The sequence below is a fragment of the Rhodanobacter hydrolyticus genome, assembly GCF_044904645.1.
Genome location: NZ_JADIKK010000008.1, coordinates 1,170,969 through 1,184,118, shown reverse-complemented (window position 1 = coordinate 1,184,118; position 13,150 = coordinate 1,170,969). Strand labels below are relative to the sequence as shown.

Genomic DNA, 13,150 nt, shown 5'->3' with positions numbered 1-13,150 from the left:
CCCGATGTCCCCGTCTGGCTGGACCATTCTGTGTGATTTCGACGGCACCATTTCCGTCGAAGACGTGATCGACTCGCTGCTCGATCGCTTCGGCCGTCCCGGTTGGGAAGTATTGGAGCAGGACTGGCGTGCCGGTCGCATCGGTTCGCGCGAATGCATGTCGGGCCAGGTCGAGCTGCTGCAGATGACGCGCCCGGAGCTGGACGAGCACCTGCGCGAGCTGTGGATCGATCACGCCTTTCCCGGCTTCGTGGCGAAGGCGCGCGAGCTCAATGTGCCGATCCGCATCGTCAGCGATGGGCTCGATTACGCGATCCACCAGATCCTCGGCCGCTACGGCCTGGACGACCTGCCGCTGGCCGCGAACCATCTTTCGCCCGCCACGCCGCCGAAGCAGTGGCAGCTCACCTCGCCGTTCCAGGCCGAGGGCTGCCGCAGCGGCACCTGCAAGTGCGCCTGTGTGGCCCAGGCCCGTACCACGGGCGCGAAGACCCTGTTGATCGGCGACGGCGCTTCGGACTTCTGCGCGGCCGACCGCGTGGACTTCGTGTTCGCCAAGCATCGCCTGATCGAGCACTGCCGCGCCGCCGGCATCCCCTATATGCCGATCACCGGCTTCGAGGATGCGCTGGAATACCTGCCGCGCCTGCTCGACGGCACGTTGGTGCATCACGCGCGCTATCACGAAGCGGCGGCGGCCTGATCGGCCGTCTTGCTGCTTGCTGCATCCCTCAAAACCGTTCCCCGGAATCCGACCATGAACATCGACAAGAACGCCGTCGGTTTCATCGACGACGCGCAATTGCTCGCCGACGAGGCCAAGTACAGCTCCTTCGGCGACACCGTGCATTACGTTGACCCGCCGAAGATCTTCCGTCACGGCGAAGGCAGCTACATGTTCGACACCGCCGGCACGCCGTTCCTCGACCTGCAGATGTGGTACTCGGCAGTCAATTTCGGCTACGGCAACAAGCGCCTCAACGACGCACTGAAGAAGCAGATCGACGTGCTGCCGCAGGTCGCCAGCCAGTACCTGCACCAGACCCGCATCGAGCTGGCCAAGACCATCGCGCTGGACGCGAAGAAGAAGTTCGGGCTCGACGGCCGCGTGCATTTCAACGTCGGCGGTGCACAGGCGATCGAGGATTCGCTGAAGTTGGTCCGCAACGCCAGCAACGGCAAGAGCCTGATGTTCGCCTTCGAGGGCGGCTACCACGGCCGCACGCTGGGCGCCTCCTCGATCACTTCGAGCTACCGCTATCGCCGCCGCTTCGGCCACTTTGGCGAGCGCGCGATGTTCCTGCCGTTCCCGTATCCGTTCCGCCGCCCCAAGGGCATGACGGCTGAAGAGTATTCCGACAGCTGCGTGCGCCAGTTCGAGCGGCTGTTCGAAACCGAATACAACGGCGTGTGGGATCCCAAGACCGGCCAGTGCGAATACGCCGCGTTCTACGTCGAGCCGATCCAGGGCACCGGCGGCTACGTGTTGCCGCCGATGAATTTCTTCAAGGGCTTGAAGAAGGTCTTGGACAAGTACGGCATCCTGATGGTGTCGGACGAGATCCAGATGGGCTTCTGGCGCACCGGCAAGCTGTGGTCGATCGAGAACTTCGGCGTGACGCCGGACATTGTCGTGTTCGGCAAGGCGCTGACCAACGGCCTGAATCCGCTGTCCGGCCTGTGGGCACGCGAAGAGCTGATCAACCCCACCGTGTTCCCGCCGGGCTCCACCCACTCCACCTTCAACTCCAACCCCCTGGGTACTTCGCTGGGTCTGGAAGTGATCAAGATGGGCTACGAGCTGGATTACGAGACCACCGTGCCGAAGAAGGGCGCGCACTTCCTCGAAGGCCTGCGCGAGCTGCAGAAGAAGCACAAGGAAATCGGCGACGTCGATGGCCTCGGCCTCGCGCTGCGCGCCGAGATCTGCACCGAAGACGGCTTCACGCCGAACAAGGCGCTGCTCGACAAGATGGTCGACATCGGCCTCGCCGGCGACCTGGAGCACAACGGCAAGAAGATCGGCCTCGTGCTGGACGTGGGCGGCTGGTACAAGAACGTGATCACGTTCGCGCCGTCGCTGGACATCACGCACGAGGAGATCGATCTGGCGATGTCGCTGCTGGATCAGTTGCTGACGAAGGCCAAGAAGGGCTGATCGTCGGTCGCGTGACACAAGCAAAAGGCCCGACGGGAAACCGCCGGGCCTTTTGCTTTTTCTCCCTCTCCCTTCGGGGTGAAGGGTGGGGGCTCGCGATGATTTGGTTTTCTTGTGACCTGCGAGAGAGGGGTTTTCTTGTGTGCTTACGCAAGCAACAAAGCGGTTTCGTGCGCCTGCCGGCGCCCGAAACTGCTTTACGGACTGGCGGTAGTCCTTCGGCTTCAGCCCTGCGGGCCTACGCTCAGGACGAACGGGCTGGTGGTTACGGCGCCCGCTTCAACGCCAGCACGGCATTGAGCCCGCCAAATGCGAACGAATTGCTGAGCACTGCCCGTACCTTCATCTCGCGCGCCACATTCGGCACATAGTCGAGATCGCAGGCCGGGTCGGGCTTGTCCAGGTTCGCGGTGGGAGGCACCACACTCTCGCGCAGCGCGCCGATCGCGGCCACCAGTTCCAGCGCGCCGGAGGCGCCCAGCGCGTGACCGTGCATGGACTTGGTGGACGACACCGCCAGCTTGTCGGCATGCGCGCCGAAGGCGAGGCGGATCGCGCGCGTCTCGGTGCTGTCGTTGGCCTGCGTGCCGGTACCGTGGGCGTTGATGTAGTCCACGTCTTCGGGGTTGAGTTCGGCTTCCGCCAGCGCCTGGCGCATTGCGGAAGCGGCGCCGTCGGCGCTGGGCATCACGATGTCGCTGGCGTCCGCGCTCATGCCGCTGCCGGCGAGTTCGGCGAGGATGGTGGCGCCGCGCGCCCGTGCGTGTTCCAGCGATTCCAGCACGAAGATGGCGGCGCCTTCACCCAGCACCAGGCCGCGACGGTTGGCGCTGAACGGGCGGCAGGTGTCGTCGGACAGCACGCGCATGGCTTCCCACGCGCGCAGTGCGCCGTAGCTGAGGCAGGCCTCGGTGCCGCCGGTGACGGCCACGTCGGCCATGCCGAAGCGGATCATCTGCGCTGCCTGGATGATCGCGTGGTTGGCCGAGGCGCAGGCGCTGGCCACCGCGTAGGTGGCGCCGCGCAGGCCATAGGCGATGCTGATCTGGCTAGCGGAGGCATTGGTCATCAACCGTACGATGGTGAGCGGATGAGTGCGGCTGGCCTTTTCCGCGTACAGCCGGCGGCTCTGCTCGTCCTGGGTGGTTTCGCCGCCCACGCCGGTGCCCACAATCACTGCCGTGCGTTGGCCCAGGCCGTCGCGGGTGAAATCGATGCCCGAGTGCGCGATGGCCTCGCGCGCCGCATGCAACGCGAACTCCGAGGTGCGGTCGAGCAGGGGCAGGGTGCGTTCGTCGATGCCGGTGGCCGGGTCGAAGCTTTCCGGCACCTGTGCGGCGATCTTCACGCGCAGCACCTCGCCGTCCTTGTGGCGCAGCGGGCCGATCGCGCAGCGACCTTCGCTCAAGCCGTGCCACAGGGCCCTGGCGCCCACGCCCTGCGGGCTGATCGCGCCCATGCCGGTGATGACGACGCGGCGTGTCTCGATGGTGGGCATTACTTGCCGCCTTCGCCTTCGGCGGCTTTTTCGTCCAGCGCCTTCTGCACGGCGTCGACCAGGCTCTGTGCGGTGTCGCTGTCGAAGTTGGCGCCCTGCTGTTCGGGGAAGTGGATGTCGAAGTGTTCCTCGATGTCGAAGATCAGCTCGATGGCCTCCAGCGAGGCGACGCCCAGGTCCTTCAGCGTGGACTCGGGCGTGACGTTCGCCACGTCGACCTTGGCCTGCTTGGCGATGATCTCGAACACTTGCTGCTGGGTCGTTCCGGGCATGACGGAGTCCTCGGTGGCGGGCGACAATGGAAGGCCGGCGCAAGGTGTGCCGGTCAAGCTCCTGACCCGCACAGTCTAGGCAAACTCGCTTACTCATGCCTTTCATTTCGCAACTCGAACCGGATGCGCTGCTCGAGGCGTTCATGGCGCAGCCACCGGTCGGCTTCACGGCCGGGCGCTCGCCGCAAGGCATGCCGGGCTTCGTGGCGCCGTTCGACTTGCTGACCACGGCGGACGATGAACTGCGCAAGCGCGTGGCCGGGTTGCCGTTGTACCGGCACTGGAGCCGCCTGCTGCGCTGGCGCACGCGCTTCGCCGGCAGCACGGCGACCGAATACGCGCCGCTGCCGCCGGGCGTGCCGCCGGCCGAACTGGCGAAAGGCTTGAAGTCCGCATGGGCCCGCGAGTGCAAGCTGCTCATCGTGAAGGACATCGCACAGGATTCGCCGCTGCTGACCGAGGCCGAGAACACCCATGCGCGCGCCTTCGCCGACGCCTGCGAGGGGGAGGGTTTCGTGCTGCTCGAAGGGCAGGCGCTGGCCTGGGTGCCGATCGACTTCGCCTCGGACGACGAGTATCTGGCGAAACTCAGCTACAGCCGCCGGAAGAACATCCGCCGCAAGCTGCGCTCGCGCGCCGACCTCGACATCGAGGTCGTGCGCACCGGTGACGCCCGCTTCCACGACGAGGCCACGCTGGCCGCGTACTACGGGCTGTTCGACAACGTGTATGCGCAGAGCGAGATCCATTTCGACCGGCTGGGCCTGGACTACTTCCGCCTGCTGCTGCAGGACGGTGGCAGCGGCGGCGTGGTGTTCGTCTACCGCCATGCTGGCAAGCTGATCGGCTGGAATCTTTGCTACGAGCACGGCGGCAAGCTGATCGACAAGTACATCGGCTTCGCCTACCCCGAGGCGCGCGAGCACAACCTGTACTTTGTGAGCTGGATGCACAACCTGGGTTACGCGCGCGAACGCGGTTTGACGCACTACGTGGCCGGCTGGACCGACCCGGAAGTGAAGTCCTTCCTAGGCGCCAGCATGACCTTCACCTGCCACGCGGTATACGCGCGCAACCCCGTGCTGCGGGCGCTGCTGCGCAGGTTGGGCGGCCATTTCGAGAGCGACCGCAGCTGGCAGGAAGCTTCGGAGAAAGACGATGAATGACGCTGCGCATCGCCCGGTCGTGCTCGACATCGACCGCTCGGTGGGGCCGCTGGCCGATGGCCTGGTGCTGGATCTGGCCGAGTGGCAGGAAGCGATCCGCTTCGGCTGTTCGCTGGCCACCATGCGCCGTTTCCGCAGGCTGCTGGATGCGCAGCTGCCTGCATGCCATGGCACGGTATTCACCGGCTCCGGCGATTTCCATCACCTCAGCTGGCCTTTGATCGCGCGGCTTGCACCGGCCACGCCCATCCAGGTGGTGGTGCTGGACAACCATCCCGACAACATGCGCTTCCCGTTCGGCGTGCACTGCGGCTCCTGGGTGCGCCGCGTGGCCGCGCTGCCCTTCGTCGACCACGTGCACGTGCTCGGCATCACGTCCCACGACATCGGTGCCGGGCATGCGTGGGAGAACTACCTCACGCCGCTGCTGCGCGGCAGGCTCACGTACTGGAGCATGGGCGTGGACACAGCCTGGTCGCGCCGGCTGGGCATTGCGCGTGCGTTCCGTGGTTTCGACACGCCGGATGCGCTGGTCGACGGCTTCGTCGAACATCAGCGTGCGCAAACTCTGCCGAGCTATCTCACGATCGACAAGGATGCGTTCGCGCCCGAAGTGGCGCACACCAACTGGGACCAGGGTCGCCTGCAGCTCGATCACGCATTGACCCTGATCGCCAGCCTGCGCAACGGGCTGGCTGGCAGCGACATCAACGGCGAGGTTTCGCACTACCGCTACAGCACGTGGTGGAAGCGCAAGCTCTCCGCGATGGACGAGCAGCCCGCGATCGATCCCGCCCAGGTCGCCGGCTGGCAGGCGCAGCAGCATGCGTTGAACCTCAAGCTGCTGGACGCCATCACGGCAAAGCGGTAGCAACGCACCCTGCGAGTGATGGCTTTTGGCTTCTGCCCGTCATTCCGGCGCAGGCCGGAATCCAGCGACCACGTGGCATGCAATGGCCGTGGCGGCAACTGGGTGACCTGCTTCGCTTTCCTGAGGCTCCCCGCGCCAGCGCCTGGGTTACGGGTAACCCCAAGGGATCCTCAACAAGATCAGGCTTTGCGAAGCGCCGTTTCCAACACGATGCAGATCGCATCCATGTCCGACTCCATGAGCCACGGGCTGTTGCCGACGGTGAGGCTGCGCGCGGCGAAATCGCGGGCGTTCGGCACATCGACCGCGGACACGATGCCGCGCAGATAGGCGTAGTCGGGCAGGGCATGGATGAACAGGCGGCTCACACCGAGGCCGGCTTGCCAGAGCTGTTCCAGCGCGGCGTCGCGGCGGCCCTGGTCGGGCAGCAGCAACATGAAGAACGGCCATGTGCCTTGCGCGCCGGCGGGGTCGTCCAGCACGTTGACGCCTGCAATGGCACGCAAGCGAGGCAGATAGCGCTGCGCACGCGCCGTGCATTGTTCGATGAAGGAAGGCAGCCGCGTGGCCGCATGCGCGCCGACGGCTTGCCGCCAACGGCCTACGGAGTGCAAAGGAAGCGGCAATGAAAAATCGTCGCCGACCGCGGCTACCGGATCGCCACGGCGCAGCGAACTGCGCAACGGATTGCCGTAGGCGAGGCGCAGGCCTCGTGGGCGGTACAGCGCGGCGTAGCCAAGCAGTTCTGTGCTGCGGCGGAGTTCCCAGCCTGGCTTGAACGGGGCGATGCGCCTGGCGGTGCGCTGAAGGCGTTCGCGCAATTCGGGATCGCGTGCGACGAACAGGCCACCTTCGTAGATCGACAGCCCTTTGCCTGCAGCCAGGCTGAAGAAGCCGAGGTCGCCGGCAAGGCCCACGCTGTTGCCTTCGCGCCGCGCACCCAGTGCCTGCGCGGCATCCTCGATCACGAAGGCGCCGACGTTGTTGGCCACGGCCAGCGCGTCGTCCACGTCGGCCACGCGGCCGGCGAGGTGAGTGGGCAGGATCGCCAGCGTGCGCTCGTCGCAGGCTGCGCGCAGCGCATCCGGGTCCATGTCGTAATGACCGGGGCGCAGGTCGCAGAGCACGGACTCCAGCCCGGCCTGGTGCACGGCCATCGGCACCAATGGGCAGGTGTAGGCGGGCATCACCACGCGACGGCAGGCGGGCTTGAGTTCGCGCAGCGCGGCCAGTGCGATCAGCAATGCGGCGGTGCCGGAGCAGGTGAGCGCCAATGGCGGCGTGCCAAGCTGTGCGGCGACGTCGGCGGCCAGCGATGCCCTGCCGGGGCGCAGGTCGGCCAGCTTCAGCGGCAGCCCGGCGGTGGGTGGCAATTCGTGGCGGCGACGGGGCAGCATGCGCGCGGCGGAGTCAGGCTTCGCCTTCTTCCGGCACGTGCTCGCGGCTCTCGGCGAAGCCGAGGCAGACGATACCGGCGACGATGGCGATGGCGCCCAGCACGTGCGGCAGCCTGAGCGGCTCGTTGAACAGCCATATCGACAACAGCATCACCGATACCACTTCCAGGTGCGAGGCGGCGAAGGCGGGGCCGATGGGCGCGTGCTTGAGCAGGGTCATCCAGGTGAAGAAGGCTCCGATGTAGCCGACCACGGCGCCGTAGATCCATGGCCTGCCGAACAGGCGCAACAGCCAGGCAGTGTTGACTTCCACCGGCAGCGCATGCATGCCGGCGTACTTGAAGCTGATGGCGCCCACCGAGTCGAACAGCACCAGCACCAGGAATCCGATCAGGTAGAACCAGCTGCGCTTCATCCGCCGACTCCCACGATCGCCACGCCAAGCGTCACCAGCAGGATGCCGGCAACGCGCATGCGGGTGAGCTTCTCGCCGAACAGGAAGCGCCCGGCCACCATGATCGCCACGATATTGATCGAACCGAGCAGGATCGCCTCGGAGAGCGGCAGCAGCGAGAGGAAGGCGATCCAGATCAGGAACTCGACCACGTAGCTGGCGATGCCCAGCCAGATCCACGGGCGCCGCGCCATGTACAGCCAGCGTGCCAGTCCGTCGCCGGCATTGGGATCGCCGGCGGCCGCCTTGAAGGCGAGCTGGCCGCCGGTGTCGAGCACCACGTTCAACACCCACAGCAGGGCGATGAGCGGAGTGATGGAACCCGTCGGCATGTCAGGCGGCAACGCGCTGGCAGATGTCGGCCGCGGCGACGCGGTCGAAGAACGCGGCGGAACGCTCGATCAGGGTACGGCGTTCCTTGTCGATGGTGATCATGTGGTAGCTGTCATCCAGCAACAGCAGCTCGACCGGCGCGCTCACTTCGCGCATCACCAGTTCGGCGTTCTTGATGCTGGCCACGTCGTCCTCGCTGGCGTGTGCCACCAAACAGGGCGCGGTGACCTGCGAAAGCTGGCGGCGCACGGTGGCCGACAGCTCGTACATCTCGGCCAGCGAATACCACGGATTGCCCGGCAGCCCGGCGGCGGCGCTGTCGCCGCCCAGCATCGCCGCACTGACCTGCGCGCGCAGGCGCTCGTCGCGGATGCCGTAGGGCGGCTGTTCCATGAAGCTGCGGTTGCGGCCGATGCCGAGCTTCTTCAGCAGCGGCAGCAGGAAGGACATGCGCGCCGTGCGCGGGATGCTCCAGCCGTCATAGCGGAAGGTGGCGCCGTACACGCCCACGCCGGCGATCTGATCGGGGCGGTCGGCGGCGAGCTTGAGCGAGAGCAGGGCGCCCATCGACAGGCCGCCCACGAACAGGTGGTCGACCTTTTCGCGCAGCGCGTCGGCCGCGCGCTCCACGCTGGCGTACCAGTCGTGCCAGCCGGTGGCGAGCAGATCGTCAGCGTTGCCGCAGTGGCCGGCCAGCTGCATGCCGTGCACGGTGTAGCCGGCGCGGTTCAGCCCCTTGCCCAGCAGCTTCATCTCCATCGGCGTGCCGGTGAGGCCGTGGATCAGCAGAACGCCGCTGCGGCCGCCTTCGAAGAAGAAATCGGTCTGTTGGATCACGTGGGGTACCCGGGAAAAGTCAGGCCGCAGTGGCGGCATTTCACGGATAAAGGGTGGCAGCAGGCGGTTTCTTCAGTCTTTCGGGGGCGGCTCTTCACCAGCAACGACGCGCTTCTCGGGGGGCTTGCCGGGCCCCTTGTCACTTCGCGAAAAGTGCTTCAGCGGTATTTCTGGTGGCAGCTCTGGCAAGCCTCGCCCACCGGCTTGAGCGCCGTGGCCAGCGATGCGCAGGTGGCGGGCGCGGCGGCGACGGCCTGCTGGAGGGTCGTCTGCAGCTTGTTCGCGGCGTCGGTGAAGCCTTGGTCGGCGATGCCGAACGTGGGCACGATGTCGGTGGACGTGGACTGCAGGCGCAGCAGATGCAGCTGGATTTTCGCCGCGTCGCACTGCTGCGATTTCATCGCCTGCTTCAATTCGCCAGCGTGGTAGCCCAGCGTGTGCATCACCGCCTTGGGCATGGGGTTGCGCGCAGCGAGCGCATTCATCACTTGGGACGTGCCGATCACGCCGATGGCGAGGCCGAGCAGGATCAGGAGCGCTGCACGCATTGCGGTAATCCTTGATTGGGAGGGGCGAGCATAACCCGGCCGGCGATAGAATCTCGCGTCTCGCAGCAAGGTCACGTCCCATGAGCGACATCGCATTCCCCCACGAACGTTTCGCCGGCGTCGAGCGCCTGTACGGCATCGGCAGTGTGGCGAAGCTGGCGCAGCGCCATGTCTGCGTGGTGGGCGTCGGTGGCGTGGGGTCGTGGGCGGCCGAGGCGCTGGCGCGCACCGGAGTGGGGCGACTCACCTTGATCGATGCCGACGAGGTCTGCGTATCCAATACCAACCGCCAGATGCATGCGCTGGACGGCGAGTTCGGCAAGCCCAAGGTGGGCGTGATGGCCGCGCGGTTGCATGCGATCAATCCGGCCTTGCGACTGGAAGGCATCGAGCGCTTTCTCACCACCTCCACGCTGGACGAGCTGCTGGACCGCGGTTACGACGCGGTGCTGGACGCCTGCGACGCCTTCCGCGTGAAGCTGGAGATGATCGCGTGGTGCCGCCGTCGCAAGCTGCCCATCGTCAGCGTGGGCTCGGCCGGAGGGCGCACCGATCCCACGCAGATCCGCGTGCGCGACCTCTCGCGCACCGAACACGACGCGATGTTCAGCCTGATCCGCAAGAAGCTCCGCACCGACTTCGGCTTTCCGCGCAACCCGGATCGCTACTTCGGCGTGTCGGCGGTCTATTCGCTGCAGAACGTGCAATACCCGCAGCCCGACGGCACCGTGTGCGGCAACCGCCCGCCCGGCGGTGACGCGTTGAACCTCGCCTGTGGCGGCGGCCTGGGCGCGGCGACGCATGTCACCGGCGCGTTCGCATTCGCGGCGGTGGGCAAGGTGATCGAGAAGCTGCTGGCGGAACGCGAGACCTGATCCGCGCTGCCACGGGCATTCCGTCAGGGAGCGTCGCTTCCGCCCGCCAGCCACTTGTACATGACGTGGGCGTCGACGAGGCCTGCCTGCGGATGGCGGAATGCCTTCGGCAACGTGCCGACGATGTTGAAGCCGTGCTTCTGCCACAGGCGGACGGCGCTGCGGTTGGTCGAGACCACGAAGTTGAACTGCATCGCCAGGAAGCCCAAGGCCAGCGCCGTGGCCTGGGAGTGTTCGCACATCAGCGACGCGATGCCTTGGCCGCGCGCCGCCTTAGCCACCAGGTAGCCGCAGTTGCACACATGCGACCCGTGGCCTGGCTGGTTGGGCTTGATGTAGTACGAGCCGACGATGGCGCCGGATTCGTCGCAGGCCACGAAGGTGGCCTGGGGCAGCTTGATCCACAGGGCGAAGATTTCGTCCTCGCTGGCATCGGGCGGGAAGGTATAGGTGTCGCCCACCGCGAAAACGGCATGGAGCAGCGGCCACAGCAATGACCAATCGGATGCTTCGAAGGGGCGGATCGATACGGCCATGGCGATCAGGCGTCCGGTTCGTCGAAGTCAGCCCGGGATCGATTTGTCCGAGGCATGGGTGCGGTTGCCGCCAGCCTTTTTCGCCCGATACATGGCGTGATCGGCGGCCTTGCCCAACTGCTCGCTGTTCTCGCCATCGAGCGGGAACGTAGCCACACCAATGCTGGCCGACATGCGGATCATCTGGCCTTGCAGCAGGAACGTCTGGGTCAGCGTGGTGCGGATCCGCTCCGCGATCTCAATGGCGTGCGCGGGCGCGGCCAACGCATCGAGCAGCACGACGAATTCGTCGCCGCCGATGCGCGCCGCGGTGTCGTGCTCGCGCAGGCAGCCGCGGATGCGGGCGGCGACTTCGCAAAGCAGCAGGTCGCCGACGGCATGGCCATGGAGGTCGTTGACCTGCTTGAAGCCGTCCAGATCGATATAGAGCAGGGCTGCCAATGTCTTCGCGCGCGCCGCACTCACCAGCGTGGCCTGCAGGCGGTTGTGAAACAAGGTGCGGTTGGGCAGGTCCGTCAGCGGATCGTGCAGGGCGAGGTGGTGCAGCTGGACCTGGTCCTGCTTGCGCTCGATTACGGTGCCCAACTGGGTGGCGACGAACTCGAGCAGCTCGGTGTCGGCTTTGGTGTGGCTGCTTTCACCTTGGCGCTCCACGACCAGTGCGCCGATCGGGTTTTCCTTTGCGTACAGCGGCACGCCCAGCCAGTTCGAGCCGCCGGTGGTCGATTGCACGGCCTTGTTGCTGCGGATCACCTCGGCGGCAAGGTTCCCCGCGGTGGGGGGCGCCTCGCCGCCGCAGGCCGCATAGGGAACTTCCAGGCGACCATCCGCCGGGTTCCGCAAGGCGACGATGAAGCTGGTCATGGGCAGGATGCCACCGACGATCTGGTGCACTTGCCCGAAGACCGCAGGCAGGTCCTGCGCCGCGTGCGCCGTTTCGGAGATCGCGTGCAGCGCCAGGCGCATCGACTCGGCACGCTTGAGTTCGGTGATGTCGCGGGCAACGGCGATCCGCACACGGTCGACCTCGGACCAGCGTGCCGACCACATGATGTGCACAATCCGGCCGTCCTTGCGCACGTAGCGGTTCTGGAAATTGGACGCATGCTTGCCGTCCATGATTGCCGCCGCGGTGCGCAGGGTGACTTCGCGATCCTCGGGGTGCACCAGTTCGATCATGCGCCTGCCGATCACCTCGTCGGGGGCGTAGCCGAAGATGCGTTCGAAAGCGGCACTGACGAATACATAGTGCCCTTCTGCGTCAACCACACAGATGGCATCCAGCAGCAGGTCGAGGATTTTCCCCAGCGGGGCGGAGACAGGCGTTTCCATCAGGGTCCGGCGCGGCACGGCATTCGTGTCGGGATCGAGAAGCACGGGGCGTGCCATCGAATTGGCATTGCGCCTGGACGAGGCAGGCCCAGCTGAGTCTGCCTCGCCCAGTGAGTCTGGCGATCACCACCCCATGTAATGACCGCCGTTGATGGCAAGGTTCGCGCCGGTGATCCATGCCGCGTCGTCACCGGTGAAGAAGGCTACGGCGTGGGCGATTTCGTCGGGGCGGCCGAGGCGTCCCACCGGGATCTGCGCCACGATCTTCGCACGCACGTCCTCGGGCACGGCCATCACCATGTCGGTACCCACGTAGCCAGGCGAAACGGTGTTGACGGTGATGCCGAACTTGGCATTTTCTTGCGCCAGCGAGATGGTGAAGCCATGCATGCCGGCCTTGGCGGCGGCGTAGTTGGCCTGGCCGTACTGGCCCTTCTGGCCGTTGATGGAGCTGATCTGCACGATGCGGCCCCACTTGCGGTCACGCATGCTTTCGATCACCGGGCGGGTGACGTTGAAACAGGCGTTGAGGTTGGTGTTCAGCACTTCCGTCCACTGCTGGTAGCTCATCTTGTGGAAAGTGGTGTCGCGGGTGATGCCGGCGTTGTTGATCAGGATGTCAACCGGGCCGCATTTGCTTGTGATCTCCTGGATCATCGCCTCGCTGGAAGCGGGTTCGGAGACGTCGCCGGACACCATGCAGACGTCGATGCCGTCATCGGCCATGGCCTTGCGCCACGCTTCGGCTTTCTCCGCATTGCGGTAATTGGTGGCGACCCGATGCCCTTGTCGGGCGAGGTAGCGCACGATGGCGCTGCCGATGCCGCCGGTGCCGCCGGTGACCAAAGCCGTGCGTTGCGTCATGTCGAGTCT

15 protein-coding genes are annotated in these 13,150 nt (G+C 66.1%); 5 read left to right on the top strand and 10 right to left on the bottom strand.

Going from position 1 to position 13,150, the window contains the following annotated elements; genetic code table 11:
* The first annotated feature begins 4 nt into the window (after window positions 1-4).
* Both ISP25_RS07985 and ISP25_RS07980 read left to right on the top strand, forming a co-directional pair.
* Window positions 5-703 (top strand): MtnX-like HAD-IB family phosphatase, encoded by a 699-nt coding sequence (locus ISP25_RS07985; RefSeq protein WP_192154517.1) that lies wholly within the window; start codon window positions 5-7, stop codon window positions 701-703.
* A gap of 54 nt (window positions 704-757) precedes the next feature.
* Window positions 758-2,158 carry an aspartate aminotransferase family protein gene (locus ISP25_RS07980; RefSeq protein ID WP_192154519.1) on the top strand — a complete coding sequence of 467 codons (1,401 nt, stop codon included), beginning with the start codon at window positions 758-760 and terminating at the stop codon, window positions 2,156-2,158.
* Window positions 2,159-2,423: 265 nt separating this feature from the next.
* Here the strand turns inward: ISP25_RS07980 and ISP25_RS07975 are convergent, their stop codons facing one another.
* Together ISP25_RS07975 and ISP25_RS07970 are read right to left on the bottom strand one after the other, a co-directional pair.
* Window positions 2,424-3,656: a beta-ketoacyl-[acyl-carrier-protein] synthase family protein gene (locus tag ISP25_RS07975; protein ID WP_404613047.1), complete on the bottom strand. Its 1,233-nt coding sequence runs from the start codon at window positions 3,654-3,656 to the stop codon at window positions 2,424-2,426.
* Window positions 3,656-3,928 carry an acyl carrier protein gene (locus ISP25_RS07970; RefSeq protein WP_192154525.1) on the bottom strand — a complete coding sequence of 91 codons (273 nt, stop codon included), beginning with the start codon at window positions 3,926-3,928 and terminating at the stop codon, window positions 3,656-3,658. Before ISP25_RS07970 ends, ISP25_RS07975 begins: the two co-directional genes overlap by 1 nt.
* 95 nt (window positions 3,929-4,023) lie before the next feature.
* Between ISP25_RS07970 and ISP25_RS07965 the strand changes: the two genes are divergently transcribed.
* Together ISP25_RS07965 and ISP25_RS07960 are read left to right on the top strand one after the other, a co-directional pair.
* Window positions 4,024-5,094 carry a GNAT family N-acetyltransferase gene (locus ISP25_RS07965; protein ID WP_404613045.1) on the top strand — a complete coding sequence of 357 codons (1,071 nt, stop codon included), beginning with the start codon at window positions 4,024-4,026 and terminating at the stop codon, window positions 5,092-5,094.
* Window positions 5,087-5,965, top strand: a complete 879-nt coding sequence (locus ISP25_RS07960) for a hypothetical protein (protein WP_404613043.1) — start codon at window positions 5,087-5,089, stop codon at window positions 5,963-5,965. The genes ISP25_RS07965 and ISP25_RS07960 overlap by 8 nt, the downstream gene beginning before the upstream one ends.
* 179 nt (window positions 5,966-6,144) lie before the next feature.
* On the opposite strand, the gene ISP25_RS07955 is transcribed toward ISP25_RS07960, so the two are convergent.
* The 5 genes from ISP25_RS07955 to ISP25_RS07935 form a co-directional block, all read right to left on the bottom strand.
* Window positions 6,145-7,362, bottom strand: a complete 1,218-nt coding sequence (locus ISP25_RS07955; protein ID WP_404613041.1) for a DegT/DnrJ/EryC1/StrS family aminotransferase — start codon at window positions 7,360-7,362, stop codon at window positions 6,145-6,147.
* 13 nt (window positions 7,363-7,375) lie between these two features.
* Window positions 7,376-7,777, bottom strand: coding sequence for a DMT family transporter (locus tag ISP25_RS07950; RefSeq protein WP_404613039.1), 402 nt, complete (start codon window positions 7,775-7,777; stop codon window positions 7,376-7,378).
* Window positions 7,774-8,148 (bottom strand): EamA family transporter, encoded by a 375-nt coding sequence (locus tag ISP25_RS07945; protein ID WP_404613037.1) that lies wholly within the window; start codon window positions 8,146-8,148, stop codon window positions 7,774-7,776. The genes ISP25_RS07950 and ISP25_RS07945 overlap by 4 nt, the downstream gene beginning before the upstream one ends.
* Window position 8,149: 1 nt before the next feature.
* Window positions 8,150-8,986 carry an alpha/beta fold hydrolase gene (locus ISP25_RS07940; protein WP_192154537.1) on the bottom strand — a complete coding sequence of 279 codons (837 nt, stop codon included), beginning with the start codon at window positions 8,984-8,986 and terminating at the stop codon, window positions 8,150-8,152.
* Between the two features lie 158 nt (window positions 8,987-9,144).
* Window positions 9,145-9,534 (bottom strand): cytochrome c, encoded by a 390-nt coding sequence (locus tag ISP25_RS07935; RefSeq protein ID WP_404613035.1) that lies wholly within the window; start codon window positions 9,532-9,534, stop codon window positions 9,145-9,147.
* An 80-nt stretch (window positions 9,535-9,614) separates the two neighbouring features.
* Between ISP25_RS07935 and ISP25_RS07930 the strand changes: the two genes are divergently transcribed.
* Complete coding sequence (locus ISP25_RS07930) at window positions 9,615-10,409, top strand: tRNA threonylcarbamoyladenosine dehydratase (protein ID WP_404613033.1); 795 nt, start codon at window positions 9,615-9,617, stop codon at window positions 10,407-10,409.
* Window positions 10,410-10,432: 23 nt separating this feature from the next.
* Here ISP25_RS07930 and ISP25_RS07925 read toward each other — a convergent pair whose 3' ends face one another.
* The 3 genes from ISP25_RS07925 to phbB form a co-directional block, all read right to left on the bottom strand.
* Window positions 10,433-10,945: a GNAT family N-acetyltransferase gene (locus ISP25_RS07925; protein WP_404613031.1), complete on the bottom strand. Its 513-nt coding sequence runs from the start codon at window positions 10,943-10,945 to the stop codon at window positions 10,433-10,435.
* A 27-nt stretch (window positions 10,946-10,972) separates the two neighbouring features.
* A complete protein-coding gene (locus tag ISP25_RS07920; RefSeq protein ID WP_404613029.1) occupies window positions 10,973-12,334 on the bottom strand; it encodes a diguanylate cyclase domain-containing protein in 1,362 nt (453 codons plus the stop codon).
* 66 nt (window positions 12,335-12,400) lie between these two features.
* Complete coding sequence (gene phbB / locus ISP25_RS07915; protein WP_192154545.1) at window positions 12,401-13,141, bottom strand: beta-ketoacyl-ACP reductase; 741 nt, start codon at window positions 13,139-13,141, stop codon at window positions 12,401-12,403.
* Window positions 13,142-13,150: the final 9 nt, after the last annotated feature.

Coding starts and splice junctions, on each gene's coding strand:
- phbB (WP_192154545.1), bottom strand. CDS start 13,141: ATGACGCAACGCACGGCTTTGGTCACCGGCGGCACCGGCGGCATCGGC.
- ISP25_RS07950 (WP_404613039.1), bottom strand. CDS start 7,777: ATGAAGCGCAGCTGGTTCTACCTGATCGGATTCCTGGTGCTGGTGCTG.
- ISP25_RS07945 (WP_404613037.1), bottom strand. CDS start 8,148: ATGCCGACGGGTTCCATCACTCCGCTCATCGCCCTGCTGTGGGTGTTG.
- ISP25_RS07965 (WP_404613045.1), top strand. CDS start 4,024: ATGCCTTTCATTTCGCAACTCGAACCGGATGCGCTGCTCGAGGCGTTC.
- ISP25_RS07960 (WP_404613043.1), top strand. CDS start 5,087: ATGAATGACGCTGCGCATCGCCCGGTCGTGCTCGACATCGACCGCTCG.
- ISP25_RS07955 (WP_404613041.1), bottom strand. CDS start 7,362: ATGCTGCCCCGTCGCCGCCACGAATTGCCACCCACCGCCGGGCTGCCG.
- ISP25_RS07920 (WP_404613029.1), bottom strand. CDS start 12,334: ATGGCACGCCCCGTGCTTCTCGATCCCGACACGAATGCCGTGCCGCGC.
- ISP25_RS07980 (WP_192154519.1), top strand. CDS start 758: ATGAACATCGACAAGAACGCCGTCGGTTTCATCGACGACGCGCAATTG.
- ISP25_RS07930 (WP_404613033.1), top strand. CDS start 9,615: ATGAGCGACATCGCATTCCCCCACGAACGTTTCGCCGGCGTCGAGCGC.
- ISP25_RS07985 (WP_192154517.1), top strand. CDS start 5: ATGTCCCCGTCTGGCTGGACCATTCTGTGTGATTTCGACGGCACCATT.
- ISP25_RS07925 (WP_404613031.1), bottom strand. CDS start 10,945: ATGGCCGTATCGATCCGCCCCTTCGAAGCATCCGATTGGTCATTGCTG.
- ISP25_RS07970 (WP_192154525.1), bottom strand. CDS start 3,928: ATGCCCGGAACGACCCAGCAGCAAGTGTTCGAGATCATCGCCAAGCAG.
- ISP25_RS07975 (WP_404613047.1), bottom strand. CDS start 3,656: ATGCCCACCATCGAGACACGCCGCGTCGTCATCACCGGCATGGGCGCG.
- ISP25_RS07935 (WP_404613035.1), bottom strand. CDS start 9,534: ATGCGTGCAGCGCTCCTGATCCTGCTCGGCCTCGCCATCGGCGTGATC.